We start from the raw sequence: 26020 nt of genomic DNA, 5'->3' as shown, positions 1-26020 counted from the left end.
GATCGTGGTGGCCCCGCGTCGCTTGGGGGCGGCGCGGGGCGTGTGGGTTCGTCGGTGTGGTGGTTGCCGCTCATTCCTCTTCGCGGCGGCGGAGCGGGCAGTCCGCGCAGCGGGTCTCGGGGCGCCCGGTCACGCGGGCGGCGAGCCATTCGTCCAGGTCGCTGACCCGGTAGCGTATCGCGCCCTTCAGGATGACGACCCAAGGCGGGCCACCTCCCACCACCCTGGCTTTCTCAAGCGTGCTGGCGGCCAGCCCGACGTGGTGTGCCGCCTCGGGTGTCTTCAGGACCGCGGAGGGCGGCCATCTCTTTCTCGGCATGGTGTGCTCCCTTGTTGCCGGGAGCCGGATCGACAGGATCGCCTATCGTTTGCAGATGCGGGGATTGGCCGCGTCCTGAGGTCGTGGGGCACGAGGGTGCGGGGAGGCCCGTGCGACCTTGCCGCACCCGCTTTCATCTGGTGGTGGGGAGATTGTTTGGCGCGACTCGGGAGGTGCCACGGTCCGCTGATGCCGGCTGCCCGACGAGGTCGTTCGCGCGGGACGGCAAGCGACGTCGCGGCCGCACGATGGAGCAGGTGTCGTGCACGGGATCGCAGGCGAGCGGCTGCCGCCGTCTGCTAGGCCGCCTTAAATTCGGCCTTCGTCTTCCCTCGGCGGCCGGCGCGGGAGCGATCCGCGTGGTCGCCCTTCGGTGGCATCGACGCGAGGTTAGGGATGGAGACCGAGGTTTTGACGGCTGAGGGCATCGTCGGGTTTGCGGCCGTCGCCACTTTTTCGTCGTCCGACGCCCTGAATTGCAGCGCTTTTTCCCATACCTTTTCGAAGATGCGCTTGGTCATGAAGGGGCCGAACTCGGCGATCGCTTCGTCTTGGAAATCCTTCTTCACCATGTTCCCGTCCTTGTCCTCGTTGAACCTCCCGATGAGCCAGGGGACGACCGCGGCGACGAACTTGTTCGTATCGTCGATGTTCAGCGTCGGATGCAGGCTTGGCATCAGCAGTTTCAGCACGCGCTGCGCGCTTCCTTCCGGATCGAGCGCCAGCTTGTTGCCGGCAATCGCGCTGAGGTTGGCGAGCACGATCTCGCCGAGTTCCTCAGCCGGTCCGCGTTCCTCGGTCGGCGCGATCATGTCCGCGATCGCATGGACGCGCTCCATCAGGGCGGCCTCGGTCTTGCCGACGAAGACCCAGTGTGGATGGAGGCGGCGCGACCGGTAGCGCCGCTGCATGGTGCCGGTCGCAACGGCCGTGCGCACGACGGCGTTGGTCCATTCGGCGCTTCCGATCGGCAAGAGAGCGCCGCCGCCGACCGGCATGGCGCTAGCCACGACGCCGCCGCTCATGAGCGCCTGGGCGATGTCCGCGACGACGATGTCGCGGAAGGTCGAGCAGAAGTCGGGGGACAGGTGCAGGTCCAGCGCGGTCACCTCGTAGCGCCGCTCCATGAGCGTCGCGGCGAGATCGACGATGAATCGCTGTCCTTCTGCCGCAGGCCACGTCGCGTTCTCGACGTAGATTTCCCATGGATCCAGCGTGCCCACATCTATCGGTTCACCCATTCCGTCCGCCTCGTGTTCGATCTCCGCGGCGACGCTATCGGACGTGGGTTAATGGTGTCTCAAGCGCGGCGCGTCGGTCAGGTCGGTAGCGTGCCAGGGGGTCAGGCCCTGATGCCAGACGGACTTGGCGTCGCTGCGGCCGTTTCCGCTCGCGCCGATCCCGCGCTGCCGCCATAGTGCCGCTGTGCAGATCGGGGCGATTCGAGAGGTTGGCGAGCGGATAAGGCGGCGGCGGACTGACCGCGGCCTTTCCCAGGCCGAGCTCGCCGACCTGGCCGATCTCGACCGCCTCTACCTTTCTAGATTGGAGCGGGGCCTGCAGAACCCATCCCTGCTGGTGCTGTTCCGCCTTGGTCTTGAGCTCGGCATCGGGTTGTCCGAGCTCGTGGACGGCGTCGTTCTGGACGCTGAGGAGATCCGGGCTGTGAAGCGGCTGTCACGCGGGCCCGGAAGTCGCGCTACCGACGCGGGGGCCGCCGAAGACTGACGCTGCGCTGGGTGCAAAGTAGGTAAGCGACGGAGCGACGGCCCTATCAAGTATGGACGTCCGCCGGGGTACTGCGGCGATGGCGTGGAAGTAAACTGCGAGAACAAGTCTTTTTCTCCCTCATCCGGTGCATTCGCACCGCACAGTTCCTGAACTCTTCCACTGCTTGCAACGCCGCTGTCGGCCTAGCCGACGCTCCGGGGGCGTGCCCGATGATCAGCGCCTGGCTATGGGTATCCGGAAGGCGTCGATCGGGTGTCGGAGTGTCATCCAGGCGGACGCTCGCGTCGTCAGGGGTAGGAATGATCGGGACGGAAGGTAGTGGACCAGGTTTCAGGTGAAGCTGTCGTAATTGTCGATGACCAATAGCATATGCGCTCCATAGCGGATCGCAGCCGCGGCGGGACAGCGTTGCGCTCGTTTGAGCCCGACACCGCGGTTGAAACCCTGGCGGCAACCATGGAGCAGGCAGAATGGAGGGAGCGGAGCGGATGACCGAGCACGGGAGATGGTTCACCGGTTCGGCCGACGGCCTGATCCCTTTGATCTTCACGGAACTCGAGCAGGGCACGCTCGCCGAGATAATCACCTTCGCGAGGGATCCCGCGAACCGCGATCGGGAGTTGCTCCATTGCATCGACGGTGCCGGAACCGCCCTCATCGGTTCATCGACCGGATACAGGAGCGCGCCCGTGACCGACGAGATGAATGATGCTGCGACCGGTGGGCCGGTCCGGTACTGGCACAACCATCCGTCACAGGATTCCATAAGCCAGAGCGACTGGATCCTGGCTGCCACCAGGTCGACGATCGAGATCTTCGCCGTGAACGAGGTCGGTTCCTCGTTCGCGGGCCGCATACTTTCGTGGCGCGACGGGATGTCGGACGTCATCGCGAACTTCGCCGACATCAGTGAGACGGTTGAGCGAGGTGCCGCGGACGCCATGAAGGTCGCAAGGATCGACTTCGCGGACATCGTCGCCTTCTCCCACCGCACCGTGCACGTTGTGAACCTGGCGATGGCGCGAGCCGGGCTGGTGGAATACTCCTACCGCTTCATGAGGGAAGACGCTGCGCTCATGGCGCGCGCTGAGGCGGGTGGCTTCGTCGCGACGGGGATCGCGTCGGCTAGCGCCGAGATCAGACGCGTATGCGCTGCGGAGGTCCACACCCCACCTTCCACATCGGCTCCCTGATCCCTACCGCAGGAACTTGACGGGTCGTCGGCCGTCGACGGGGTGCGGTGCATGCGACCGGACACTCTGTCGGCGAACCGCAAATGGACAGAGCGCCGTCGAATCAGGATTCGTCGAGCTGGATCGCGGCGAAGCGGTCCGGGCGATATCGGCGGAGCCACAGCGCGAACCCGATTCCGGCCACCATCGCGACCAGGATGCCGATCGGAAGCCGATTGACCACCGGGTTATGGCTGCCGCTGAGGAATTCGAAGTTCTTGATCGCGAAGTACAGCGCCACCAGCAGCCCGAGAAAAGCCAGGATCGGCGCGATCACGTGCTGCCACAAGTGCCGCTCGGGGTGTTTGCGGAAATAGGAGACGACCGCCAGGCTGGTGAGGGCCTGCATGAACATCACACCGACCGCAGCGAAGCCCAGGGCGATCAGGCCGAGTCCGAGCATCGGGTGCAGCCCGAGATAAGCGGCGCTCGTGAACACGACGAGCGCAACGACCGAGACCGTGGCGCTGGCCGCGGTCGGTGATCCATGGACAGGATGCGCGCGACCGAGGACACGGGGCAGGCAGCCTTGGCGGCCGAGGACGAAAAGATAGCGCGCAGCCACGTTGTGCATCGATAGGACGGTGGCGAACATGCTGGTAACCAGTGCGGTCTGGATGATCGTCGTGAACGCGCCGCTCACATATCGGTCGCTGAGCTTGAAGTAGATGAGCCCGACGTCCGCTTCCGGTATGCCTTTGATCTTGTCGGGCCCGATCCCGCCCACCGTGATCCACGACGTGACGAAGTAGAAGATGCCTATGATGAGGATCGCGATATAGGTCGCCCGGGCCACCGATTTCTGCGGTGACTTGGCCTCCTCCGAGAACAGCGCAGCCGACTCGATGCCGAAATAGCACGTGAACGCGAGCAGGATGGCGACGCCGGGCGCGCCACCTGTAAGGCCGGTGATGTCCAGTGATTGGATGGGGAACGCCGCGCTGCCAAGCCGTCCGACGAGGACCGCGTCGAAGAAGAGCAGCAGCAAGAATTCGATGACGATGACGACTAGCACCACCCGGGCACTGAAGTCGATCTGGCGAAGGCCGAAGAAACCGATGATGATCCAGGCGATCAGCGAGTAGATCACCCAATGCAGGTGGACCCCCAGCAAGTCGCTGAACGTGGTCTGCATCATGTAGCCGAGATAGCCGAATCCCCCCGGCACGAACATGGTGTAAGACACCACCGCGACGCCGGCCGCTCCCAAGCCCATGACCGGACCAAGTCCGCGCGCGATGTAGGTGTAGAATGCGCCGCCGGTCACAACTTCCCGGCTGAACGCGGAATAGCCCACCGCAAACAGTGCCGTGACGACCGTGGCGACCACGAAGGCAAGTGGAAGCGCCGTTCCGCTACCGAACACCAGCGCTACCGGAAGCACACCGATGACGCAGGCAAGCGGCGCGACGGCTGCGATGACGAAGACCGCGAGCCGAAACGTGCTCAGGGACCGTGGCAGCGCAACGGGTTGGCCCTCGGACAAGGATCTGCCCGACCCGGACGAGGCGGCCTCATTTGCTTGCGTCATTCGGAACTCCATAAAGCGGCCAATGTTACGTCGGATGCCGATCCTGGCGGCCGTCTCCGGTTTCGCGAGCTCTCCGATGCGGACGCGCTCAGCGCGTCGCCGCATCGCCCCGGCCGGCCGGAAGTGTCTTTCGAGATCCTCGCCAGATCAAAGTCTCGCATCCGCCCCGCCCGTTGTGTCCACGCTCGACTTCGCACGTGAGATCTAGATCGGCGCTGGGCAGGCTTTTACTCTCAACCTCGCCACCGGACCCGACCAGCGTCACCGTCGCGGTTGTGTAACAATTTCATCACGCCCTGCAAGAAATTTATTCAGATGCTCATTTCATGCAGATCTACAGCGTGGTTGCCGAAGCCGGATCAGGACTGGGATATATTGCATTAACTAGCTGATAATACGGTAATATTTATATGACGGAGCCACGAGATGACGCAGCGGCGCGACAAGCTCCGTCCTCTTTCCCGCAAGTTGACAGTCTTCTAAATTATGCATTAGAACAATTAAATCAGGGGTGATCGAGCTGATCTGCATCTGGGGCAGACAGTGGGATTTTATGTGGCGTTCGTGGGGATCGCGCTGGGGTAACGAACAGCGGGCGCGAGGAGCGCTCTGACCGAGCGGTGTGCGACCTGCGAAGCGGGTCCGCGCTCAAGGTCGGCGAGACGAGAAGTGCGCAAAGAGGGAAAAAGGGAGAGGTACAATGATCGCTCGAATTACACGCGGCTCGGCCCGAACCGCACTCGCGGTTTCGCTCGCTTCGCTTTCACTCGGATTCTCGACGGCGGCTTACGCGCAGGACGCTGCTCCGCCCAAGGCCGACAACGCGCAAACTTCAGGTGATGGCGATATCGTCGTCACCGCACAACGGCGCGAGCAACGTCTCCAGGACGTCCCGGTAGCCATCTCCGCGTTCGGCGGTGAGTCGATCGAGAAGCGCCAGGCGGTCCAGGTCGGCGATTTGATGAGGCTATCGCCTAATACTCAGGTCGCCACTCCATTCGGTGAGGGCGGCCCGCCCAACTTCGTCATTAGGGGCATCTCTTCAACCGACTATTCCGCCAACCAGAGCAAGCCGATCGCGATCTATGTCGACGAGGGCATCCGCGGACTATCCACCTTCGAGACGATGCCGCTTTTTGACATTGAGCGCGTGGAGGTGCTTCGCGGTCCACAGGGCACGCTCTACGGAAAAAACGCGACCGGCGGCGCCGTGAACATCGTGACGAAGAAGCCGGGCTTCGACACCGAAGGGTACATGACCGGTGCCTACGGTAACTTCAATCGCGTTCGGTTGCAGGGCGCGGTGCAAACGCCGTTGATCCGCGATATTTTGTCGGTCCGCTTCGCCGCACTGTATGTCCACGACACCGGCGTTCTCGAAAACGTAACCCCTGGGCTAGGCAACCTGGATCAGACGGACGTCTTCGCCTTCCGCGGCTCGCTGCAGTTCGAGCCCTCGAGCACCTTCAAGGCGACGCTGCGGTTTAACCATGTCAGGAGCGGTGGCCGCAATTATGCGCCATTCGCCGCGAACATCAACTTCAACGATCCGGCGATCCTTTTCCCTGGCAATAACCTGTCCGGCCTTCCCGGTGCGAACCGAAACGGCCTGGGCTTCTTCCAGACGGCGACGACAGACACGCCTAAGCGGACAATTCAAAGCGACGGGCTGAACCTGATCATGAACTGGGACGTGGCCGACCACCTCAGGCTGACTTCAGTGACGACCTACGACTGGGGCACTTGGGTCGATGTCGGAGACGATGACGGGCTTCCCATCAAGGCTGACGACCCGATCTTCACCTTCGGTCGGAATATCAAGCAATTCGTTCAGGAGTTGAGGCTCGCGACGTCCTTTAGCGGGCCCTTAAACGTTCAGGCGGGTCTTTTCTATTCGAAGGACTCCGTCAACGCAGGGTTTGACTACTCGCTTCTCACGGATCCCGGTTGCGGCCCGGCATGTAGCTTTGGATTCACACCGACCGGTACGGGCTTCGTTCAGTCGAACAGCTTCAGGCAGGATCGCAAGAGCTATGCAGCCTATCTCCGCGGCGACCTCGAGATAACCAAAACGGTTTCGATATATGGCGGCGTGCGCTTCAGTCGCGACAAGGTGGCCGTATCAAACTTCAATGCCTTTCTAGGCGACAATGTGGATCGCGCTGCGGTCCAGACCATAAGCGACTATGCCGATCGCCGCACCTTCAACAACACCAGCTTCGAAGTCGGCGCCAATTGGAAGCCCTCGAAAGATGTTCTGGTCTACGCTTCCATGCGCGAAGGCTACCGTAGCGGCGCTGTGAATGCGCAGGCGTTCAGTGACCCGTCCGAAATCACCTTCGCGCCCCCCGAAACCGCGCGGACCTATGAACTCGGCTTCAAGACCACATTGCTGGATCGCGCGCTGACGATCAACGGCTCGGTTTTCCAGACGGATTACAACAACCAGCAGGTCGTCGTGACCGAGGCGGGTGGGCTGTTTCCGCTGCGTTCGATCAGCGGCGCACGTGTTCGGGGTTTCGAAGGCGAGATAACCGCGCGGCCAGTTGATCGGGTGACGCTTGGCGTCGGCGTCGGTGTGCTGGATCCCAAGTATAACGACAATGCAACCGTATCGGGTTCGAGCGGCACGAATGTCGCCGGGAATCAGATATCTAATTCCGCGAAGTTCAACCTCAACCTCACGGGCGCGGTCGTGCTCGCGAAGCTGGACAAAGGCACGGTCGATTTCAACATCGACGCCTCCTACAGTTCGCGCATCTATTTCGATATCGCGCAGACTGAATCGATTTCCCAGAAGGGCTACTGGGTATCCAACGCCCGTTTGGCCTATAACGGCGATCGCTTCTCCGTCGGCGCAGGTGTCAAGAACCTCTTCAACGAGAAGTATTACGCCTACGGTTTGGCGCTCAGGTTCGCAGGGTTTGACTACCTCATCCGAGGGACGCCGCGCACATACAGCGTCGACGCCACCATCCGGTTCTGATCGGGCAGAGGTCGAGAAATACTCTGCCGACCTCGCCTCCCCGCTGCGTCTTCGCAGTGGGGAGGACGCGGATCGAACGGGACGACCTAGTGTTCGGCTCGGACAAGGCTCAGTGGCCTGGTCCCGCTAGGGCCCCTTCGCTCCACTCCTGCAGTACAACCTTTCGCCGCACATGTTCGACACGATCGATCCCCGGGGCGATTTCGGCGCGAAATGGAACTGAACGGCGGGATGATTGATGCAAAGGTCGTTGTGGGCGGCCGGTGCGGAAGGGAGTGAAGGATCGTCATCGCGCAGCCAGAAATAGGGCGGTCGCAGAATTTTCCCGACATCGCTGTGACTTGTCGGGCGCGGACACTGCCGATCCGGATACGCCGACGCGGGAAGTGTGTCGAGGAGGCGAGTCCGCATCAATTACGGGGGATCAGCAGTATACCGTGCCATAGCGATGATTCTATTGAGGTATTTGCGACTGCTCGGGTTGCGGAGCCGGGTCGTCGAGGCGCGGTTCTGCCCGACGCGCGACCGAGCGACGCAGGCGGCCAATTTCCCTTGTATTTATACGTCTGACGAAATACCAAGAGGGCCGAGGAAATGGAGACCCAAATGAGGACCTTTCGCATCGGCCAGATCGTGCCGAGCTCCAACGTCACTATGGAAACGGAGATCCCGGCGCTGCTGCGCGCGCGCGAGGCGATTTCACCCGAGCGGTTCACGTTCCATTCTTCGCGCATGCGGATGAAGCATGTGACGAAAGAGGAACTGGCTGCGATGGATGGGGCGAGCGACCGCTGCGCCCTCGAGCTGTCCGACGCCGCGGTCGACGTGATGGGCTATGCCTGCCTCGTGGCGATCATGTCGATGGGGCACGGTTATCACCGCGAGTCTCAGGCGCGCCTCCATCAGGTCACGGTCGAGAACGGTAAGCCAGCACCCGTCGTCTCTTCAGCCGGGGCGCTCGTCGATGGCATCAAGGCCATTGGCGCGAAGAAGGTCGCCATCGTCGCCCCCTACATGAAGCCGCTGACGGAGATGGTCGTGAACTACATCCGCAGCGAAGGCGTCGAGGTGGCCCAATGGCGCGCGCTTGAGATTTCCGACAATCTGGCGGTCGCCGCGCACGATCCCGCGCGTCTTCCGGGAATTGTCGCCGGCATGGACCGGATCGGGGAGGTTGATGCGGTCGTCCTGTCAGCATGCGTCCAGATGCCATCATTGCCGGCCGTCTCCATCGTCGAGGCGCAGGTCGGCAAGCCGGTGCTGACGGCGGCGATCGCCACGACCTGGGCAATGCTCAGGTCGCTCGATCTCGACACGCGGGTTCCCGGCGGCGGCACCCTCCTCTCCGGCGCCTATCGGGGGGATGCCGATGCGCGGCTATAACGTCCACGCGAACGGCATCCGCCATCACCTGATCAAGCATGGCGACGGGGGTCCGCAGATGCTGCTGATCCCGGGGATCACGTCGCCTGCGGTCACCTGGGACTTCGTTGCCGGACCCCTTTCGGCGGACTTCGAGGTCCATGTCCTCGACGTGAGGGGGCGCGGGCTCAGTCAGGGTGGAGATCTCGATTACTCGCTCAACGCGATGGCGGACGATGCCGTCGCTCTTGTCGAGGCGCTCGGAATGGACGCGCCGGTCGTGCTCGGCCATTCGATGGGCGCGCGCACCGCGATCCGTGCGGCACGCAAGGCGCCAAAGGCATTCGGAGGATTGATCCTCGCCGACCCGCCGGTGAGCGGACCCGGCCGGCGCGCCTATCCGTCGGCCTGGCCTTGGTACGAGGAATCGATACTGCTGGCGCAGCGCGGGTGTTCGGCTGAGGACATGAAGGCCTTCTGTCCCAGTTGGACCGAAGAGCAGCGCGCGTTGCGGGCGGAATGGCTTCATACCTGTGAGCTTCGTGCGATCGACGTCGCCTATAAGGGTTTTCACACCGACAACATTCACGGCGATCTGCCGCATCTCGATGTGCCGATGCGTCTTGTGGTGGCCGGGGCCTCTCCGGTGATCGAAGATGGCGACATCGCTGAGATTAGAGGTCTCGCACCCGGAATAGAGGTCACGACGGTCGAGGGTGCGGGACACATGATCCCCTGGGACGACCTCGACGGCTTTTTGAGCGCCGTCAGCGATTTCAGAATCTGATAGGATTGGAACGCCCGCAATGGATCCCGCGAGCTTCATCGAAATTTGCCTGCATCAGCTCAAGATGTCCGGAGTACGTGCGGACGAGCGGCTGGTCGTGCTCACGCAGGGCGACGAGCGCCTCGACTATGCCGACGCCTTCCTCGCCGCCGGCAGGACGCTGGGCGCGAACATCTTTCACATGCGACTTCCCGCGCCTTCGCTGAAGTCGGGGTGGGCGGTCGGGCAGACGCCGCTTGCAAGCATGCCGGAGGCTGTCGAGGCCCTCAAGAACGCCGACATGCTGATCGATTGCATATTTCTGCTGTTCTCGCCCGAACAGATGGCGATCCAGGCGGCCGGCACCCGCGTCCTGACCGTGGTCGAGCCGCCAGCGCTGCTTGCGCGCATGTTGCCGAGTCTTGAACTGCGCGAGAAGGTCGAGCTGGCGGGCGCATTGCTGTCGCAGGCGACATCGATGCACATCACATCACCCCATGGGACAGACGTGGTGTATACGCTCGGCACATATCCAACCGTCACGGAATATGCCTGTACCGATCAGCCGGGCCGATGGGACCATTGGCCTTCGGGTTTCGTGTTCACCGGTGGCAACGATGATGGCGTGGACGGTCAGATCGTCGTCGGACCGGGTGACGTGCTCCTGCCGCAGAACATCTACGTTCGCGAACCCATCGTCTACACGATCGAGCGGGGTTGGATCACGGACATCCGCGGCGGGCTGGAGGCTGAACTGGTCAAGTCCTACATGGCCGACTTCGAGGACAGTCGCGGATTTGCGATGAGCCATATCGGCTGGGGGATGAATCCGGACGCCAAGTGGCACCGGATGACACCGGGCGAATTCCCAGGCGGGATGGGAATGGAGCCGCGCAGCTACCTCGGCAACGTCCTGTTCTCCACTGGGCCCAACAACGAACTCGGCGGGTCGAACGACACGGCGTGCCATCTTGATATTCCCATGCGCGGCTGCTCGCTCTTCCTCGACGACGAACCGGTACTGATCGATGGCGAAATCGTGGTCAGGGACCTTCGATCCGACCGTAACGGCAGTTCGGAAACACGGGGAGGCAAGGTTTTCGATGTCGCAGGATGAGGTCTACGACAAGGCTGGGTTCGGTCGCAGTGCACCCAGGGGGACGCGTCCGGCGGTGATCGTTGTCGATTTCTCCTACGGCTTCACCGACACACGTTATCCTACTGCTGCAGATATGCAGGCCGAGATTGCCGCGACGCGGCGGCTGACCGATCTCGCCCGCGAACGGGGCTTCCCCGTCATCTACACCACGATCTCGTATCAACCATGGGAGGCCCAGGTGCTTCCCTGGCTTCGCAAGGCGACCGGGATGCAAGCGTTGATGGCGGGCACGAGGCTAGTCGAAATCGATAGCTCGACCGGCATCACCGATATCGATCCCGTCATCGTCAAGCATGGCGCGTCGGCATTCCATGGCACCAACCTCGCCGGCCTGCTCGCCGCGGCCGGCGTGGACACGCTCATCGTTACCGGTGCGACCACGTCCGGATGCGTCCGCGCCACGGTCGTCGATGCCGTGCAATCGGGCTTCATCGTTCTTGTGCCGCGCGACTGCTGCGCCGATCGGGCGGCCGCGCCGCACGAGGCCAATCTTTACGACATCGACCAGAAATATGGCGACGTCATCAGCGTCGATGACGCCTTGGACTGGCTGGGCCAGACTAAGGTGTCGGACGGGCATGGCTTGTATAATGAAGGAGAGGGAGTTCGATGACCCAGCATGTGATTGTCGCCGGCTCGGGCCCTACCGGCCTGCTTACCGCCATCGGCCTCGCGAAGGCGGGCACGCGGGTCACGATCCTGGAGGCCGAGGCAAAGCTCAACGACAGTCCGCGGGCGCTGGTCTACCATTACCCGGTGCTGCCGTTTCTCGAGAAGATGGGACTGCTGCAGGACTGCGTGAAGGAAGGCTTTCTCCGCCAGACCTTCGGCTGGCACATCCACAGCACGGGCGAGATGATCGAGTGGGCAGGTTCGCCGGCCTACGAGGATGGTCAGGCCCTGCATTTGCACCAAGGCCTGCTCTCGCAGATTCTGGCCCGGCACGTCGCGACGCTTCCCAATATCGAGATCCGCTACGAGGCGCGCCTTCAGGGATGCAGCCAGCATGCTGACGGCGTGATCGTCTCATTGGATGGACCGGGTGGACCCGAGACCTTGGAAGGCGACTTCCTTGTCGGTGCCGACGGTGCGAACAGCGAGGTCCGCAAGACGGTTCTCGGCGTGCAATTCTATGGTGTGACGTGGCCAAACCGTTACATCGCGACGAACACCAAAATCGACCTATCGTCGGCGGGATACGCACCGACGGTTATGCAGATCGACCAGAAGCATGGTGCGGTCATCTGCAAGATCGATCAGTCGGACGTCTGGCGCGTCACCTTCGTGGAGGATCCGGACCTGCCCATCGAGGGGCTGTCCGAGCGCATCGACGACATGTTCGCCGATCATTTGCCTGACCTGCCGTACGAGGTCATCGCCGCGTCGCCCTACCGCATGCATCAGCGCGTCGCGGACAAGATGCGCGTAGGCCGCGTCATCCTCGTGGGCGATGCCGCGCATGTGACCAATCCGACCGGAGGTCTCGGTCTCACGGGCGGGATGTTCGATGCCTTCGCTTTGATCGAAGCGCTGAATCGGATCATCCACGACGGTGCCGATCACGACATCCTGGAATTCTACGAACAGGATCGCCGCCGCATATTCACCGAGATCACGTCGCCGCGCGCATCGCAGAACCTGCGCAACCTCTATTATCTCAAGGAGGGTCAGGAGAAGGAAGACCGTATCCGGTTCCTTCGCGATGTCGCTGGGGATCGGGAACTCATCAAGAGGGAGCTCAGCTTTACCGAGCAGTTGATCACCCGTTTCTGAATCCATCGTGGAACACTATCGGCTCACGGACTTCGGCGGGCGTTTCCTGACCAGCGAACCCGTCCACGCGGACGGCAAGGTCTGGCCGGGCGTCAGCGCATATGTCGAATGGTTCGTACCGGTAGGCGCGCGATCGGTATCCGTCCTTTTTGTCCATGGCGGGGGCGGGCAGGGGTCTGAGTTCCTGCGGACGCCCGATGGTCGGCCAGGCTGGGCGCACGACTTTCTGCGCGCGGGCTATCCGGTCTACATCCTCGATCGGCCTGGTCACGGTCGCTGCGCCTGGAACGAAAGGGCGCTTGGTCCGGCCTTACCGCTTCCCGACTATGGAACGCTCTACCCTCGTTTCGTCGAACCGGCCCGGCATGATCTGTGGCCCGAAGCGGCGAAGCATGCTCGCTGGCCCCAGGACCCGTCGGCCGGCGACCGGTTCATGGCCAGCCAAGGGCCGATGGCGACCACGCTTGCCGCGAGCCAGCGTCATGTCGAGGCCATCGCCGACCCGCTGTTCGAGCTGACCGGATCCACCATCATCGTCAGCCATTCGGCGGGCGGCCCGTGCGGCTGGGCCCTTGCAGCCAAGGGCGGCGACCAGGTCGCGGCGATCGTCGCGATCGAGCCGCTCGGGTTTCCCGGGATGGTCCATCCGCTCGGCACGTTCGACAACGGGCTCTGTGCATTGCCCTATGCGGGCGTGGCGGATCCGTTCGACCGACCCGTGGCAATCGTCACGGGTGAGGCGACTTGGATGCGCGACGCGAATGCGCGAGCCGCGGCCTTCATCCGCGGGCTAGGGAATGTTTTCGAGCATATTCAGCTTGAGGACCATGGCGTTGGCGGCAATGGACACATGTTGATGAGTGAGTTAAACAGCGCGTCTATCGCGGATCTGCTTGTCGCGTGGATCGGGCGGAACGTCCGCGGATAGGCTCCCCTCCTGGCAGCGACCCGTTCCTGGCTGGAAAAGGGTTCGAACCCGAATGCCGAAAGAGTAGAGATGGATTCGAATGCCACTGTGCCCGCCAGCGTCGCCAAGGCGGTGCGGGGAGAGAAGGGAAAGCCGGGAAGGAAGCCTGGGCGCCCTCGTAACAACGGAAAGCTGAAGGAAAAGATTCTGGATGCCGCCGAGATCGCCTTTTCGGAGGGCGGTTACACGGGTGTGAGCGTTCGCGACATCGCGGAACGCGCCGGGGTCAACCAAGGGCTGATCCGCTATTATTTCGATACCAAGGAAGCGCTTTTCGATGAGGTCTACAAGCGGCGAGGAGGGCTGCTTTCCGGACATCGTCACGTTCTGCTGGACCGCTTGCTGGAAGCCGGCGGAATTCCGCAGGTCAAGGACATCATCCGCGCCTATCTCCAGCCGCAGTGGGACCTGAAGCATAGCGGAGAGGCCGGCGCAGCGTTCGCGCGCCTGCAGTCCCGCCTGCACTCGGAGTCCGAAGAGCATGCCATGCGCCTTCGCAAGGAGGTCTACGATGCGTCGGTGAAGCGGTATGTCGATGTCCTGGTGCAGGCACTTCCGCAGATACCCCGTCGCACGATCGGCTTGCGGATGTCCTTCCTGGTCGGGACATACATGTTCATGCTGAATGACCTCGGTCGTATCGAGGACCTGACGGAAGGCGGCATCCATCATTTGTCGAAGGAGGAGATGCTCGATAACATGGTGGTATTCCTGTCTGCCGGGATGCAGTCCGAGCTGCCCTGACCCCACGTGATCGCGGCTCTGGGCAGGGCGCAGGCTGGCTAGGGGGGCGGCCGCTGGGGTCGTCGGCCAGGACCGGCGCGGAGTCTTTCCCGACCTGATCCCATCCATCCGCGGCGGCCCGCAACCGTCTCGCAGAGATCGGCGACCCGGACCAACGCCGTCGCGTCAGGTCGGACGGGACGGCGTCAGTCCGAAGATCCGGAACCCTCCTTTGAACGCTGCTTGAAGAGACCATGCAGACCTGATGCTTGGGGTTCTCATCTGATGTGTTCGGATGTCGCGAGACCGGTTTTTCAGACAATCCAGAGGGCCTCAGATCCGGCGCAGCAATATTATCCAGAAATATAATACATTCGCCGGAATTGCTCATCGTCCGAATTGGGAACGGCGCTCGGCGCCGAGCGCGAATACATAGAGCTGTCTCGCGAACGCACGGCTCCTCGCCAAGTAAAAAGAGGCACTGGGTGGGCTCCACCCCTCGTCGGCTAGACCTCGACGCAGCGTGGTTCCGGAGACGACATTGACAGTCGTAAAATTATCCGGATAGATAATAAAAGTCCCGGTAGGTCGCTGAAATCGATCCAATTAAGCCGTTGTTCTGAAATCGCCGGAGAGCAGGGAGTGGTAATGGGCAGTATCCTAGTAACTAAGGCGACCGGAACGACGGGGCGTCACGTAGCCAGCGGCCTCGCGACGCGCGGCATCGCGGTCAAGGCTGCATCGAGAAACCCCGCGATCCCGGTTGAGGGCGGCGCCGTCCCCGTGGTGTTCGACTGGGATGACCGCTCGACTTGGGCCGCCGCTCTGGACGGCGTCGAGGCCGTCTATGTCGTGAAGCCCGAATCCGAGGATGTCACCGGGATCATTCGCGACTTCGTGGGTCTGGCTGAGGAATCCGGGGCGGCGAGGATCGTACTCCTGTCGGAAATCGCGGCAGAAACCCGCGCCGACGACGCGCACGAGCTACAGGTCGAGCGCGTCGTCGAGCAGAGCAAACTTGACTATGCCATATTGCGGCCGAACTGGTTCATGCAGGACCTCGTCGACGAGCGCTTCTTCGGAAACCTGATCCGCGAGGACGGGATCATCGTGATGACGACCGGGGGTGCCGCAATGTCTTGGATCGACGCCAGGGATATCGCGGCCGTCGCCGTTGAACTGCTGGCCGGCGGGAGCTGCGGACGGCAGGCGCTCACGTTGACCGGCCCGGACGCGTTCACCCTCGACCAGCTTGCTACCCGGGTATCGGCATTCGCCGGCACGGCGGTGCAGCCGGTGGAGGAGACGACCGGAGCGGCGGAGGACCGGCTTAAAGCGGGCGGCGCGCCGGCTGGGTTTATCGAGTATTTCTCGAATATCGGCCGCAGCATCATCAACGGGGATACGGCTTTCGTCACCGATGCGGTCGCGCGTGTGACCGGGCAATCTCCACGAACTCTCGACGCGTTCCTTTCCGAGCACGCCGCATCTCTCCAGCGATCAAAGGGATAGGTACGATGAACGACTTCAACGAAATTCAGCTCATGCGCCAGAACGAGGAGTTGCTGCGAAAGCAGGTTGACGCTTGGGCGCGCAATGATCTCGATGCGCTGCTGTCGCTCTACAATGATGAGATGGAATACGTCGACATTCCATTCTCCGATAATCCTATTCGGGGGAAGCAGGATTTTCGGGAATATCTCCAGAGCTACAACGCGCAGTTTGTCACCGGAAGCGTTCGGGCCGAGTTCGTCAACATTATCGCCAGTGGCAAGGCGGTCGTGGGCGAATTGTCGTGCACGGCACGCTATGTCGGCGCGGGGGCGCCGGACGGTGGTGTGGAAATAACGTGGCCCGTCGTGCTGATCGATACCATCGTTAACGGCAGGGTGAGCACCGAGCACGCCCACTTCGACTCACAGGGCTTTGCAAAAGCCATCGAGCGGAGCACTGGCTCAGCGCCGATCGCAGTCGGGTGAATATCGAGGCGCAGCGCCATCCTGGTCGCAGGGCCGGGTTGGCGCGACCGTCGGCTTTGGGAACCTGACCGGATCGTGCAGCTTCGGGACGGAGCGTCCGACCGCCTCCAAGAAGGCGTTCGTCACGACTGACCCGGACATCGGGTACGGCGGTTACTTTGCTTTGGTGCTTGCAAGATAGGCGATTATCGCCTTGCGGTCCGCATCCTTCGCGAGCCCGCCGAACGCCATTGCGGTACCGGGATAGGTCGCCATTGGATTCTTGAGAAATGCGTCGAGCCTTTCCGGAGTCCACGCGCCGCCGGCACTCTTCAGCGCCTGCGAATAAGGGTAGCCCTCCACGCCGCCGATCAGGCGACCGACAACGGCCGCGAGTTGCGGTCCGGCCGGTGACGGAGTGGCGGGATCGGCCGAATGACACACCGCGCAGTTGCTGAACAACTTCTTGCCGGCGGCGACTTGTCGCGCGTCCGAAGCCAACTGCGTGTAGTCGGCCGATCCAGTAGTAGGAGTTGACGAGCCGGTCGCGCCGCCAACACTGGAGTTGTCGGAACCGTCCCCGTTTGACTTAGAACAGGCCGCCATCCCCACAAGACACAGCGCCGACACGAGAGGCAACGCATATTTGCCCAGAGGAACCTTACCCATTTGCCCCATCCTCACGCGCGAGTTTCTCAGTCACTTCCCGGCAAGCGCGTATTCCGCTTTCCACGGCACCGTCGATGTATTCGTGCCAGCCGCCGGCCGTAGCGGCGCCTGCGAAGAACAGGCGTCCTTCTGCCGTCGCCATGTCCTTGTATCGCTTGAACCATCCAACCTTGTATGCTGGCCACGCCTGTTTGGAGAATGGATCCTTGACCCAATTGTAGGGCGCGATGTCTGTGATTTCCGCATCGGGATGAATCTTACGAAGTGCGGCGCCGATCGCGTCCTGATCATTGATATCTAGCAGCGATTGGCGCCCAAGCGTCGCCTTCAGGATCGTACCGTCATTACCGAATTCCTCAGTCTGAATCGCGTTCAGCGGGTTCGGATCATCACAGAAGGTAAAGGTGTTGCCGAGGTTCTTCCTGACCTTCATGTACAGATCGGCCCCGTCGGTGCTATCGCCGTGGGCGATGAACTCGCGTTTTGCGGTCGACAGTCCCGGCTTGAAGTTGATGTCCGGATAGACGGATGTCGGCAACGTGAAGACGGCGGCTCGTGCCTCGACAGTTTGGCCGTCGGCGGTCCTGAGGGTCACACCCTTGTCGCCCTGTTCGACTTCCTTGACCACGGTGCCGAGCCGCACATCGGCCTTGCTGTCGTCAAGGATTGCCTTGGCTAGTGCAGCGGTCCCGCCATTGGCGATATGCCAATGCTTTTCTGAGTCGGTGAAAGTGTATGGATCCCACCCCGCGAGCGCGAAGAGCTTGACGAAGCTCGGATAGCTGAACGTCGCTAGCTGGCCACCCGCATATAGCACGAGCTCTGCGCTTAGCGCCGCTTTCGCCAAGGGATCTAGCCCTAGCGACGCCAGGTGCTGCGCCGCCGATATGTCGTCGAGCTTTAGCACCTCCGGGTTGGTGAAGGGCTTGTAGGGCTGAGGGAACAATGTGCGCGCGCCGGCGCAGAATTTGTTGAAGGCGTCGTTGTAAAGCGCGTCGAACTTCGCCGGTGGCACGTTGTGCACGGTGCCATCCGACGTCACGATGTACGAAGCATCGAGATCGTAGAGGGGCACTTCCCTGAAACCGAAACCGTAACGTTGCATTTCGGCGAAGATGTGCGGCTGCACCCAATGGACGGACGATCCTCCTAATTCCACTTCCCGGCCGAGGAACCGGCTGGTGAACGTGCGTCCGCCGATGCGCGGACGTGCCTCGAGCACGACTACACGCCAGCCCTTGGCGGCAAGGTCGCGCGCAGCGGTGATGCCGGCATAGCCGGCGCCGATGACGGCGACGTCGTAGCGACCGCCTTTACCGCCGCCATCGCGCACCTTTCGGTCGGGATTTTCCTTCGCGCAGCTCGCCAGCGCGACGGAGCCCACTGCGGCAGCGCCGAACCGAATCAGGGATCGCCGATCGACAGTCCGGTTCGCCTTTGCCGGTTCTTTGTCCGAATATTCGATCACAGCATCTCCCTTCCCATAACCCGGTCCCTGAGCCGTCATTTCGCCGCGTTGGTCACTTGGAGTCGGGTGAATTCGCAAACGCCTTCGACCCCGCCCTCTGTCCCAACTCCGGATTGCTTCGCGCCCGAGAACGGTATGTCGGGGAAAATGGCGACATGCTGATTGATCCATACCGTTCCGGCTTCAAGGTCGCGAGCGAGGGCGCGTGCCCGACCGACGTCGCGCGACCAGATGGAAGCGCCCAGGCCGTAAGGACCGGCATTGGCCCGCGAGATCGCGTCCCGCTCGTCGGAGAAGCGCAGGATCGGCACGACGGGGCCGAACTGCTCTTCCGCGACCAGCCGGGCCTCGTCGTCCAGATCGGCGATCACGGTGGGTTCGATGAAGAAGCCGGGTCGGTTCGCGGCATGGCCACCCGTCAGCACCTTGCCTTTGGATGCCGCCTCCCCGATGATCTCTCGCACTTTCTCGAACTGCATGCTGTTCTGGACAGGTCCCAATGTCACGCCGTCCTCGTCCCCCGCGCCGAGCTTCAGCCCTTTGGCCTCCGCGACTAGCCGCGCCGAGAAAGCGTCGTAGATCTCGTCGGCGACGTAGAGTCGCTTGGGCGCCGCGCAGATTTGGCCCGCGTTGAGGAACGCCGTGGCGGCAAGGCCCCGGGCGGCGCTGTCCACGTCGGCGTCCTTCAGGACGATCGCCGGGTCGTTGCCACCCAGTTCCAGAGTTACCCGCTTCAAGGTCTCTGCCGCGCTCTGCATGACGCGCTTGCCGGTTCCGGTCGATCCGGTGAAGGAGATCTTGGCGATGTCGGGGTGGCCGGTGATGAGGGGACCGAGATCGTTGTCGTCCGCGATGACGTTGAAGACTCCTCGGGGGAAAATCCCACAAGCCAGTCGGCCCAGTTCAAGGGTCGTCAGCGGCGTGGTCGGTGCAGGCTTCAATATCACGGTGTTCCCAGTAAGTAGGGCCGGGCTGAATTTGTTGCTCGCCAGGATCAACGGGTAGTTCCACGGCGTGATCGCGGCGACGACGCCGAGCGGGCGTCGCTCGATCTCGTAGTCGCCATTGGCATGGCTTCGCGTCTCGGCAGGCAACTCGATGCCGGCGTAATAGCGTATCCCCTGCACCGTGGCGCCGATCTCGAACCGTGCCTCCGCCAAGGGCTTGCCCTGTTCGCTGACGAGCAGGCGGGAAAAGTGCTCGGCTTCGTCCTCGAGCCGTTGCGCAAGCTGCCTGAGGCAATCCTGACGCGTGCTCCAGGATGTTGCCGCCCAGGCGGGGAAAGCGCCTAGCGCCGCCGCCACGGCGGCGTCGAGCTGGTCTTTGTCCGCCACCGGAGCGGTCGTGAAGGGCTCGCCCGTCGCGGGATTGATGACGTCGATCGTCTTCGCTCCGGCGACGAGTTGTCCATCTATGAGCATCTTGTAAGCGAGCATGGTTCACCTGCCTCTTGAATCAGTTGCCCAAATCGCGCGTGACGAGCCGTCGTGCATCTATCGCCCGCTCCAGGACCGATGTCCTTGCAGGGCGAATAATCCCCCAGGACCCGGGCCGCATGGCGGACGGCCTGAAAGTTGATGCTGGCTTATGCCCCGAGCTCCTCACGTGGTGCGTCAGATCCGGTCGCGCCCAGACAATCTCCGTCAAAACCGAATCTGTGACAACGTGATCTTGCTACGACGGTTTGGTCGACCACCGCAACTCAATTATTCAACTGAAGATTTATTACGCTGGTTAGGAGCGATATTAGCGGCGGATTGCCGGCTTGCGATACTTGCCGTTATACGGCTGTTTTTAGGTCACTCTGTTGACCGATCGGGCCTTCTTAGCGTCTCTTCGCGGGGCGGACACTCAAGTCGGAGGCTTGGCGCGGAGTCCCGGTAATTGAGGTAGGAAGCAATTATGCGACGCTGCTATGCCGATCGTAGCTCCAAAAAAGGCACGCTGCCCTACGTGCGCCGCCGGGACGTGCTCGTAGAGATGGGTCTGCCGACCGGCTCCAACGCTCATTTTCCCATTGACGCGGTTCAGAATTCGTCTTCTGTATAATAAATCGGTTCGGTTGATCCGGACCCGGTCCGTCTCGCTTGTGCGATGACGGCATCGGGAGCCTGGGTTTGCCGGGTCGTATTCGCGGAGCGAGGAAAACGGCTCGGCCCCTGATCGCAGACGCCTGGTCTGGGGTCGGTTGCCGACGCCGTGGGCAGCGTTCCGCTTCTGACCGAAGTCGGGATGAAGGCGGGGGCTAAGTGGGAAGTGGAATGATGACCGAGACGGCGAGAATCGATTTCCTGTACCTGTCGGAGCAGGACATGATCAAAGCGGGCGTGACCGACATGGCGCTGTGCGTCGACACCATGGAGGAGATGTTCGGCCTGTTGTGGCACGGCGATTACCGCATGGCGGGGGCGAACAACGATTCCCACGGGGCGATGATCCTGTTTCCCGAGACGTCCCCGTTCCCTGAAATGCCTAGGGGGACTGCCGACCGCCGTTTCATGGCGATGCCTGCCTATCTCGGTGGCCGCTTCCGGACCGCCGGTGTGAAATGGTATGGGTCGAACCTGGAGAACCGGGAAAAGGGCCTGCCGCGCTCGATTCTGACCTTCGTCCTCAACGACGCCGATACGGGCGCGCCGCTCGCCTACATGTCAGCGAACCTTCTGTCCGCTTACCGGACGGGGGCGATCCCCGGTGTTGGGGCGCGGTATCTTGCGCGGAAGGACTCCAGGGTCTTCGGGCTCATGGGGCCGGGAGTCATGGGCAAGACGACACTCATGGCACTGAGTGCGGTCTGTCCGGACCTCGACACGATCAAGATCAAGGCCCGGGGCAAGGCGAGTCTCGATAGCTTCCTCGAATGGTTGAAGGCGGACATGCCGCAGATCGTGAACGTGGAGCTCGTCGACTCGATCGAGGAACTCGTTCGCGGTTCCGATATCGTCAGCTATTGCGGTTCTGGCGCCGCCGGCGATCCCGCGACCTATCCTCTGGTCAAGCGCGAATGGGTGAAGCCGGGTGCCTTCCTGGCCATGCCGTCGACTTGTGAGATCGACGAGGAGATGGAAGCAAAGGGCGTCCGCAAGGTGCTCGACAACACCGGGCTCTACGAAGCCTGGTTCCATGAACTGCCCAAGCCCGCCCACAACATCATCCCGATCATCGGCGTGAAGTTCCTGGACATGATCGCGGAGGGACGGATGGCCAGGGAAGACCTCGAGGATCTCGGCCGGATCGTCGCCGGCGACGCTCCGGGCCGGCGGAACGACGAGGAGATCATCATCCTGTCCGTCGGCGGAATGCCGGTCGAGGACGTTGCCTGGGGCACCGTCGTGTACCGCAACGCCGTCGCGCGCGGCATCGGTCAGTCGCTCAACCTTTGGGATGAGCCGGTTCTGAAATGATGCGCAGTGCCGATGCGGCTGCGGGGGTCCGCACGTCGTGTCCACGCGCAGGGCAGGAGGCTAAATGGTTGAGATTGTGAAGCTGAAGACGGGTTCCCGCTACGAGGACATGGCGAGCTACTCGCGGCTGGTTTGCGTGGACGGCCTGATCTTCGTGTCGAACACCGCAGGTCGAAATCCCGCGACCCAGGAAATACCGGAGGACGCCGCGGAGCAGACGGACCAGGTCCTGGCCAACATCGAACGCGCCTTGCAGGCGGTCGACGCGAGCCTCGGCGATGTCGTCGCCGCGCGTGTCTACATCCAGGATCCTTCCGACACGCCCGCCGTCATGGCCAGGTTCGGCGACCGTTTCCGCGGAATCGATCCCGCAATGACCCTGACCTGTCCACCGCTGAGTTCCCCGGCCTACAAGGTCGAGATCGAGGTGACGGCCTATCGCGGGGCGTCGAGAGGCAATGTGGAATTGAAGGCGATCTGACCGTGGTCGGGCTCTCCGGCCTTCGGCGGGTGCAAGCCGGCTTCAACTTATCGGAAGGGTAGCCGCGTGGCGCCACACATCACCCCTGTGCGAACATCCGAGACCGTTCCGGCTTCCGCTGCGGTCGTCGTCATCGGTGGCGGGATTGTCGGCCTGACGGCTGCACTGACCCTGAGCGAGCGGGGCATCTCGGTCATCGTGCTCGAGAAGGGCGTCGTCGCTGGCGAGCAGTCCTCGCGCAACCAGGGCTGGATCCGCAAGACCAGTCGGGCCGCGGCCGATGTACCTCTTGCCGCAGCGGCCGATCGTCTCTGGAGCCGCATGCGGCAGCGGACGGGATCGGATGTCGGGTATCAGGAAGCGGGCATCCTGTTCCTGGCAAGGAACGAGGCGGACATGGCGCCATACGAGGCCTGGATGCGCTCCGTGGCTTCCCTCGATCTCGACTCTCGCCTGGTAGACCAGAACGAGATCGACCGACTGGTCCCGGGCGGAAGGGGCTCCTGGGCTGGCGGCCTGTACACGCCGTCCGACGGACGCGCGGAACCGTCACTGGCGGCATCGGCCATCGCCCGAGCGGCGGTCGACAAGGGCGCGGTCATAGTCGAGAACTGCGCCGTGCGCTCGCTCGTCCGCACGGCCGGGCGGGTTTCCGGGGTCGTGACGGAGCGCGGGGAGATCAGCTGCGACACGGTGCTGCTGGCGGGCGGCCTGTGGTCACGGCGCTTTCTCGGCAACCTCGGCGTCGGGTTGCCCGTCCTTCCGCTCACGGTTTCGGTGGCCCGCACCGCACCCATGGAGGGTCCTACCGAGATCGCGGTAGGCGGTCCGGATTTCTCCTTTCGCAAACGCGCCGACGGCGGCTTTATCGTGACCCACCGCAGCGCGGTAAAGGCGCCCATTACGTTGGATCATCTGCTCATCGGGCGCAGATACGCATCGTCGCTCAGGACTCAGGGCCGGTATCTGCGTGTCGCATTCGGTCGGGATTTCATCGACGACTTGCGATTGCCGCGCCGGTGGAAGCCGCAAGGTCCGTCTCCCTTCGAACGGGTGAGGGCGAAGGATCCCTCGGTGGACTTGGGCGCGATCGACGAAGCGTTCATCGCGCTTCGCGCGGCATGGCCTGTATTCGATGCTGCCGAGGTTGCGGAGGTGTGGGCTGGCACGGTGGACGTAACGCCCGATTCCCTGCCGGTCATCGATCACGTGTCCGAGATACCTGGCTTGGTCATCTGCACCGGTTTTTCGGGGCACGGTTTCGGAACCGCACCGGCGGCCGGAGAGCTCGCTGCCGACATTCTCACGGGGTCCGATCCGATTATCGATCCGGCACCCTATCGCTTCGCAAGGTTCGAATGATTGGCGGCTGACCGGCACGTTGCCTGAGATAGGCGTGACCGCGCGCGAGCAAGGGAGAGGGACAGTATCCAGCATGACACGTGACCCGCGATACGACATCCTCTTCGAGCCCGTGAAGATCGGCCCCAAGACGACAAAGAACCGCTTTTACCAAGTCCCGCATTGCACAGCGCTCGGCACATTCTCGCCGCATGCCACCGCAAAGTTCCGGGAGATCAAGGCCGAGGGCGGATGGGGCGTTGTCAATACCGAGCTCTGCATGATCCACCCGTCATCGGATTCCTCCCCAAGCGGCGGAGAACGGCTCTGGTCGGACGATGACAAACCCGGACTCCGGCTCATGGTCGAGGCGGTTCAGAAACACGGCGCACTTGCAGGCTGCGAACTGACCCATCAGGGCGCCCTCGCGGGAAACCGCATGTCCCGAGAGCGTCCGATGTCCGCTTCTCCCCGGCCTGCGATGGATATACCCGCTGTTGTCCGGCAGATGGACAAGCAGGACATCGCCGATGTCAGGAAGTGGCACCGCGCCGCCGCCCGGCGCGCACGCGATATCGGATTCGACATCGTCTATGTTTACGCCAGCCACATGATGGGTCTACCCGGCGACTTCATCACGGAACGGGTCAACCGCCGGTCTGATGACTATGGCGGCGTCATCGAAAACCGCGCTCGGCTGCTGCGCGAGTTGATCGAGGATACCAAGGAGGAAGTCGGCTCCGACTGTGCCGTCGCCGTCCGCTTTGGGGTCGATGAAGGTCTTGGCGATGCTGGCTACACCTGCAGTGGCGATGGTCGGCGCGTGGTCGAACTGCTCGCCGAATTGCCTGATTTGTGGGACGTAAATGTGCAGAACATCCACCTGGATGTAATGACCGCCCGTTTCGCCGACGAAGGTTGGCAGGAGCCATTCACTGCCTTTGTGAAACAGGTGACGACCAAGCCTGTAGTCGCTGTCGGTAGATATACGTCGCCGGACCGCATGGTGTCCCTGATCAGGAATGGCTTGGTCGACCTGATCGGCGCCGCGCGTCCGTCGATCGCTGACCCCTTTCTGCCAAGAAAGATAGAAGAAGGACGCATCGACGATATTCGCGAATGCATTGGCTGCAACACGTGCCTCTCCATGCAGTACACGGGTGGCGCGATCCGCTGCACGCAGAACCCTACGACCGGTGAGGAGTGGCGGCGCGGCTGGCATCCGGAGCGCATTCCACCGAGGAGGTCCGACGAGCGCATTCTGGTGATCGGGGGCGGCCCGGCAGGGCTCGAGGCGGCCTTGACGCTTGGAAGGCGGGGCTATTCTGTCGCTCTTTCGGAACGGAGCGGTTTTCTGGGCGGGCGGTCCGTACTTGAATCGACGCTACCAGGTCTGTCAACATACAGGCGCGTCGCGGATTATCGAATTGGCCAGCTTCACAAACTGACGAATGTCGATGTCTATCTTGGTAGCGAAATTCAGGCTTCCGACACAGCAATTTTCGACTTCACAAAAATCGTCGTTGCGACGGGCTCGACATGGGACCGAGATGGCATCGGCAAAGCGAACCGGTTCCCCGTCAAGGGTTGGGATCACCCTCATGTCATTACGCCCGACGAAGTCATCGCGGGGCGAACGGTCGACGGGCCGATCATCATAAACGATGATGAAGGCTATTATCTTGGTGGGGTTATCGCCGAGAAACTGGCCAAGCAAGGTCTGGATGTCACGCTCCTTACCCCTGATCCAGAACCGTCACCACTACTGAGATACACGTCAGAGCGGGAGGCCGTGCACCAACGCCTGCTCCACCTCGGCGTGAAGCTCGTCACGGCCAATCGTCTGGTTGAGATCAGCGACGACGACGTGGAGGCTCACTGCATTTATACCGGAAAAGCAACCCGCCTGCCTGCCGAAACAGTCGTAATGGTGTGTATGCGTTCACCAAACGATGCCTTGCTGCGAGACTTGCGTGCAGGATCACAGAATTCATCGACGTTCACCGTCCACGCGATAGGCGACTGCTATGCGCCGGGTGTCCGTCGTCAGAACATTCGGCACAACTCGCGGCGTAGATTAGCGGAGTGCGGACCTCGTCAGGGGGTTGATGTTAGGCGGCGAACTTGCGGTGCTGCAAGCGCCGATGTTC

22 protein-coding genes are annotated in these 26020 nt (G+C 62.4%); 16 read left to right on the top strand and 6 right to left on the bottom strand.

From position 1 onward, the window contains the following. Window positions 1–70 precede the first annotated feature (70 nt). Window positions 71–319 carry a helix-turn-helix domain-containing protein gene (locus FFS35_RS14020; protein WP_137787721.1) on the bottom strand — a complete coding sequence of 83 codons (249 nt, stop codon included), beginning with the start codon at window positions 317–319 and terminating at the stop codon, window positions 71–73. A gap of 299 nt (window positions 320–618) precedes the next feature. Next, window positions 619–1542, bottom strand: a complete 924-nt coding sequence (locus FFS35_RS14015; RefSeq protein WP_137787720.1) for a hypothetical protein — start codon at window positions 1540–1542, stop codon at window positions 619–621. 142 nt (window positions 1543–1684) lie between these two features. Here FFS35_RS14015 and FFS35_RS14010 point away from each other — a divergent pair, with 142 nt between their 5' ends. Both FFS35_RS14010 and FFS35_RS14005 read left to right on the top strand, forming a co-directional pair. After that, window positions 1685–2047, top strand: coding sequence for a helix-turn-helix transcriptional regulator (locus FFS35_RS14010; RefSeq protein WP_137787719.1), 363 nt, complete (start codon window positions 1685–1687; stop codon window positions 2045–2047). A 473-nt stretch (window positions 2048–2520) separates the two neighbouring features. Continuing rightward, a complete protein-coding gene (locus FFS35_RS14005; RefSeq protein ID WP_137787718.1) occupies window positions 2521–3243 on the top strand; it encodes a hypothetical protein in 723 nt (240 codons plus the stop codon). A 103-nt stretch (window positions 3244–3346) separates the two neighbouring features. Here the strand turns inward: FFS35_RS14005 and FFS35_RS14000 are convergent, their stop codons facing one another. Next, window positions 3347–4813, bottom strand: coding sequence for an APC family permease (locus tag FFS35_RS14000; RefSeq protein WP_171007636.1), 1467 nt, complete (start codon window positions 4811–4813; stop codon window positions 3347–3349). Between the two features lie 622 nt (window positions 4814–5435). Between FFS35_RS14000 and FFS35_RS13995 the strand changes: the two genes are divergently transcribed. From FFS35_RS13995 to FFS35_RS13950, 10 genes are all read left to right on the top strand, one after another. Next, window positions 5436–7799 carry a TonB-dependent receptor gene (locus tag FFS35_RS13995; RefSeq protein WP_137787716.1) on the top strand — a complete coding sequence of 788 codons (2364 nt, stop codon included), beginning with the start codon at window positions 5436–5438 and terminating at the stop codon, window positions 7797–7799. 654 nt (window positions 7800–8453) lie between these two features. Next, window positions 8454–9182 (top strand): maleate isomerase, encoded by a 729-nt coding sequence (ndpH, locus tag FFS35_RS13990; RefSeq protein ID WP_137787829.1) that lies wholly within the window; start codon window positions 8454–8456, stop codon window positions 9180–9182. After that, window positions 9169–9948, top strand: a complete 780-nt coding sequence (locus tag FFS35_RS13985; protein WP_137787715.1) for an alpha/beta hydrolase — start codon at window positions 9169–9171, stop codon at window positions 9946–9948. Before ndpH ends, FFS35_RS13985 begins: the two co-directional genes overlap by 14 nt. A gap of 19 nt (window positions 9949–9967) precedes the next feature. After that, window positions 9968–11044: a 2,5-dihydroxypyridine 5,6-dioxygenase gene (gene ndpE, locus FFS35_RS13980; RefSeq protein WP_137787714.1), complete on the top strand. Its 1077-nt coding sequence runs from the start codon at window positions 9968–9970 to the stop codon at window positions 11042–11044. Further along, window positions 11031–11699 (top strand): isochorismatase family protein, encoded by a 669-nt coding sequence (locus FFS35_RS13975; RefSeq protein ID WP_137787713.1) that lies wholly within the window; start codon window positions 11031–11033, stop codon window positions 11697–11699. Before ndpE ends, FFS35_RS13975 begins: the two co-directional genes overlap by 14 nt. Beyond that, window positions 11696–12859 (top strand): NAD(P)/FAD-dependent oxidoreductase, encoded by a 1164-nt coding sequence (locus tag FFS35_RS13970; protein WP_137787712.1) that lies wholly within the window; start codon window positions 11696–11698, stop codon window positions 12857–12859. The genes FFS35_RS13975 and FFS35_RS13970 overlap by 4 nt, the downstream gene beginning before the upstream one ends. Window positions 12860–12866: 7 nt before the next feature. After that, window positions 12867–13787 carry an alpha/beta fold hydrolase gene (locus FFS35_RS13965; RefSeq protein WP_137787711.1) on the top strand — a complete coding sequence of 307 codons (921 nt, stop codon included), beginning with the start codon at window positions 12867–12869 and terminating at the stop codon, window positions 13785–13787. A 69-nt stretch (window positions 13788–13856) separates the two neighbouring features. Then, the gene (locus FFS35_RS13960; protein ID WP_137787710.1) at window positions 13857–14570 is read left to right on the top strand and encodes a TetR family transcriptional regulator; all 714 of its coding nucleotides are present in this window, start codon (window positions 13857–13859) and stop codon (window positions 14568–14570) included. 627 nt (window positions 14571–15197) lie between these two features. After that, window positions 15198–16061: an NAD(P)H-binding protein gene (locus tag FFS35_RS13955; RefSeq protein ID WP_137787709.1), complete on the top strand. Its 864-nt coding sequence runs from the start codon at window positions 15198–15200 to the stop codon at window positions 16059–16061. Between the two features lie 5 nt (window positions 16062–16066). Beyond that, on the top strand, window positions 16067–16528 hold the full coding sequence (locus FFS35_RS13950) for a nuclear transport factor 2 family protein (RefSeq protein ID WP_137787708.1): 462 nt from the start codon (window positions 16067–16069) through the stop codon (window positions 16526–16528). A 153-nt stretch (window positions 16529–16681) separates the two neighbouring features. On the opposite strand, the gene FFS35_RS13945 is transcribed toward FFS35_RS13950, so the two are convergent. From FFS35_RS13945 to FFS35_RS13935, 3 genes are read right to left on the bottom strand one after another with little or no spacing between them, the layout of a single operon-like run. Further along, a complete protein-coding gene (locus FFS35_RS13945; RefSeq protein WP_171007634.1) occupies window positions 16682–17176 on the bottom strand; it encodes a c-type cytochrome in 495 nt (164 codons plus the stop codon). Further along, window positions 17169–18644, bottom strand: a complete 1476-nt coding sequence (locus tag FFS35_RS13940) for an NAD(P)/FAD-dependent oxidoreductase (RefSeq protein WP_249341659.1) — start codon at window positions 18642–18644, stop codon at window positions 17169–17171. The genes FFS35_RS13945 and FFS35_RS13940 overlap by 8 nt, the downstream gene beginning before the upstream one ends. A gap of 35 nt (window positions 18645–18679) precedes the next feature. Next, entirely contained in the window at window positions 18680–20080 is a 1401-nt protein-coding gene (locus tag FFS35_RS13935; RefSeq protein ID WP_137787706.1) for an aldehyde dehydrogenase family protein, read from the bottom strand. An 828-nt stretch (window positions 20081–20908) separates the two neighbouring features. Here FFS35_RS13935 and FFS35_RS13930 point away from each other — a divergent pair. The 4 genes from FFS35_RS13930 to FFS35_RS13915 form a co-directional block, all read left to right on the top strand. After that, window positions 20909–22048, top strand: coding sequence for a tyramine oxidase subunit B (locus tag FFS35_RS13930; RefSeq protein ID WP_137787705.1), 1140 nt, complete (start codon window positions 20909–20911; stop codon window positions 22046–22048). 76 nt (window positions 22049–22124) lie between these two features. Then, the gene (locus FFS35_RS13925) at window positions 22125–22529 is read left to right on the top strand and encodes a RidA family protein (protein ID WP_249341658.1); all 405 of its coding nucleotides are present in this window, start codon (window positions 22125–22127) and stop codon (window positions 22527–22529) included. Window positions 22530–22595: 66 nt separating this feature from the next. Next, window positions 22596–23891 (top strand): FAD-binding oxidoreductase, encoded by a 1296-nt coding sequence (locus FFS35_RS13920; RefSeq protein WP_137787703.1) that lies wholly within the window; start codon window positions 22596–22598, stop codon window positions 23889–23891. A 73-nt stretch (window positions 23892–23964) separates the two neighbouring features. Continuing rightward, the coding region (locus FFS35_RS13915) for an FAD-dependent oxidoreductase (RefSeq protein ID WP_137787702.1) at window positions 23965–26020 on the top strand (2056 nt) is incomplete at its 3' end.

Source organism: Sphingomonas sp. 3P27F8 (genome assembly GCF_005502745.1).
In the GTDB taxonomy this organism is placed as follows: domain Bacteria; phylum Pseudomonadota; class Alphaproteobacteria; order Sphingomonadales; family Sphingomonadaceae; genus Sphingomonas.
Note: the sequence above shows the minus strand (reverse complement) of the source record. Positions and strands in the feature narration are given on the sequence as shown.

What these genes read in the sequence shown, in the direction of transcription:
- FFS35_RS14020 (WP_137787721.1), bottom strand. Translation starts at nt 319, where the DNA reads ATGCCGAGAAAGAGATGGCCGCCCTCCGCGGTCCTGAAGACACCCGAG.
- FFS35_RS14005 (WP_137787718.1), top strand. Translation starts at nt 2,521, where the DNA reads ATGGAGGGAGCGGAGCGGATGACCGAGCACGGGAGATGGTTCACCGGT.
- FFS35_RS14000 (WP_171007636.1), bottom strand. Translation starts at nt 4,813, where the DNA reads ATGACGCAAGCAAATGAGGCCGCCTCGTCCGGGTCGGGCAGATCCTTG.
- ndpH (WP_137787829.1), top strand. Translation starts at nt 8,454, where the DNA reads ATGGAAACGGAGATCCCGGCGCTGCTGCGCGCGCGCGAGGCGATTTCA.
- FFS35_RS13985 (WP_137787715.1), top strand. Translation starts at nt 9,169, where the DNA reads ATGCGCGGCTATAACGTCCACGCGAACGGCATCCGCCATCACCTGATC.
- ndpE (WP_137787714.1), top strand. Translation starts at nt 9,968, where the DNA reads ATGGATCCCGCGAGCTTCATCGAAATTTGCCTGCATCAGCTCAAGATG.
- FFS35_RS13975 (WP_137787713.1), top strand. Translation starts at nt 11,031, where the DNA reads ATGTCGCAGGATGAGGTCTACGACAAGGCTGGGTTCGGTCGCAGTGCA.
- FFS35_RS13970 (WP_137787712.1), top strand. Translation starts at nt 11,696, where the DNA reads ATGACCCAGCATGTGATTGTCGCCGGCTCGGGCCCTACCGGCCTGCTT.
- FFS35_RS13960 (WP_137787710.1), top strand. Translation starts at nt 13,857, where the DNA reads ATGGATTCGAATGCCACTGTGCCCGCCAGCGTCGCCAAGGCGGTGCGG.
- FFS35_RS13955 (WP_137787709.1), top strand. Translation starts at nt 15,198, where the DNA reads ATGGGCAGTATCCTAGTAACTAAGGCGACCGGAACGACGGGGCGTCAC.
- FFS35_RS13950 (WP_137787708.1), top strand. Translation starts at nt 16,067, where the DNA reads ATGAACGACTTCAACGAAATTCAGCTCATGCGCCAGAACGAGGAGTTG.
- FFS35_RS13945 (WP_171007634.1), bottom strand. Translation starts at nt 17,176, where the DNA reads ATGGGTAAGGTTCCTCTGGGCAAATATGCGTTGCCTCTCGTGTCGGCG.
- FFS35_RS13935 (WP_137787706.1), bottom strand. Translation starts at nt 20,080, where the DNA reads ATGCTCGCTTACAAGATGCTCATAGATGGACAACTCGTCGCCGGAGCG.
- FFS35_RS13930 (WP_137787705.1), top strand. Translation starts at nt 20,909, where the DNA reads ATGACCGAGACGGCGAGAATCGATTTCCTGTACCTGTCGGAGCAGGAC.